1 protein-coding gene and 1 pseudogene are annotated in these 1,814 nt (G+C 36.4%); both read right to left on the reverse strand.

Translation table 11 applies throughout. The features are described 5' to 3' along the window. Positions 1–686, reverse strand: a 686-nt coding sequence (locus ACFINF_RS09105) for an ABC transporter substrate-binding protein (RefSeq protein WP_375620573.1), incomplete at its 3' end; no start/stop codon positions are given. A gap of 922 nt (positions 687–1,608) precedes the next feature. Beyond that, positions 1,609–1,814 (reverse strand): annotated as a pseudogene (locus ACFINF_RS09110) (ABC transporter substrate-binding protein); the annotation flags it as partial.

Genomic DNA, 1,814 nt, shown 5'->3' on the forward strand with positions numbered 1-1,814 from the left:
AATAAAATCCCTTCTCCAGAACGCCAACTCTCTAACTGATAAGGACCAACACAAGCAGAATGACTTGCCAAATACCGATTTCCCATATCGCCATCTTGTTCGTTTTTCATGAGTGTCTCACGATCCAGCAAGGCAGCAGTGCGATTAGTGGAAATATTGCTAAGAATGAGCTCTGCTGGATAAGGTTTATCAAATTTCATCACCACCGTTTTCTCATTCGGTGCTTGAAAAGCCTCATCAACGTTTTGTTCTGTAATCCCATATTCATTAAATGTTGCCGCATTGGCCAATTTCAATTTGACAATCCGCTTCATACCCCAAACAAGATCATTGGCATTGGCTGATCTACCATCGTTAAACTTCAAACCATCACGCAAATGAAAAGTAATCACCGTACTCTGGTCATCACTTAAAACATCCCAACTCTTTGCCAAAGAAGGAACCATTTTAGCTGCATCATCTGTAGCAGAAACGACCAAATTATCACAAATATTGTTAACCACTTCAATTCCATAACGGTCATTGAGTTGTGCAGGATCAAATGTACTTATTGGATCCAGATTCCAAGCCATCACAAGCGTATCGGTAGGTGTTTTTGCTGAAACTTGTTGCACAAACATCCCCATTGTAATAACAGCAGAAACAAAAGAACAGCTCTTTTTCAATATTTTTCTTTTCACGTTCATAGACTTTTCCTTTTAACGTTTATTGTATAAATTCCCCATGCAGCAAAACGTGTTTAATAATTAAGTTTAGACGAACTATAGGCTCCTAAAAACCAAGCTTTAAAATCTTCAAGAACAAGCACCTCTTGCCAATGACTCCTCCTACCTACACTTATAAGCCAAACCAAAACATACAAAGGAAAACACTCTGATATCCAATGAACGCTCACCAACAACAGAGCTTATCCACGATATCATAACGCCTACTATTGAAGACTATAAAACCAATATTTTTCTCTATCTTGTTAAGTAAGCTTGTCTCTTATTTCTTCCGGCGTTTTGCATACCATCAAAGCACTAACCCTTTCGGCTCAAGTACCTTAATAACAAAGAGCTTTCATAATAATTTGACGATTTGATAAAACAGGAAAATTCGTTAGTCTGCCAAGTGCAACGACTTTTATTCCTTCTTCAAAAGGAAATTTGATTTTTTTTCATCACTCCCCGTAAAATAACACCCTCCAATTGATATCTCATCATCTTTCAAAGCAAAAGAAAATATGAATACCATAAAAACTGAATCCCTTGTGTACCCACCCATAACAAAACTTTCCTTCAACATCGAACAACCTTGCACCTTTAGCACTACTAAATTCCACGACATTTGTTACACTTAGTTTTTTATGTTACATTCAGTTTTTTAACAAATAAATTGATCACTTTTCAATTCAGAAAAATTGAAATATTCAATCTTAGCATCCACACAAATACACCTCTAATGAGAATGCTCCCCCCCTTTAAACTAATGTCTTGAAAAGGCATTCAACAATATATCACGCATTACCTATGATCTTCGACGTATTGCAAATCTTGAAAATTTATACAATACGCCGAATATATCATGACGATGTCCTTTATCTATTGAACAGCATTGAAGACACGCTTATTTTTCAATTTTACTATAAAAAATATGCGGTGCGCTATTCCAAACCCACTTTTTTATATCCGGTGTCATCGCGACGACGCCATATTTCTGATAGATAAACGCATAAGGTCCTTTTTGCATAAGTTCACGTTGTAAATCAGCATATATTTGCGCCCGTTTTTGTGGATCTTTTTGAAACAACGCCTCTTCAACTTTTTGATTCA

This window comes from Bartonella sp. TS25HLJMH (assembly GCF_042193505.1).
GTDB lineage: Bacteria > Pseudomonadota > Alphaproteobacteria > Rhizobiales > Rhizobiaceae > Bartonella > Bartonella grahamii.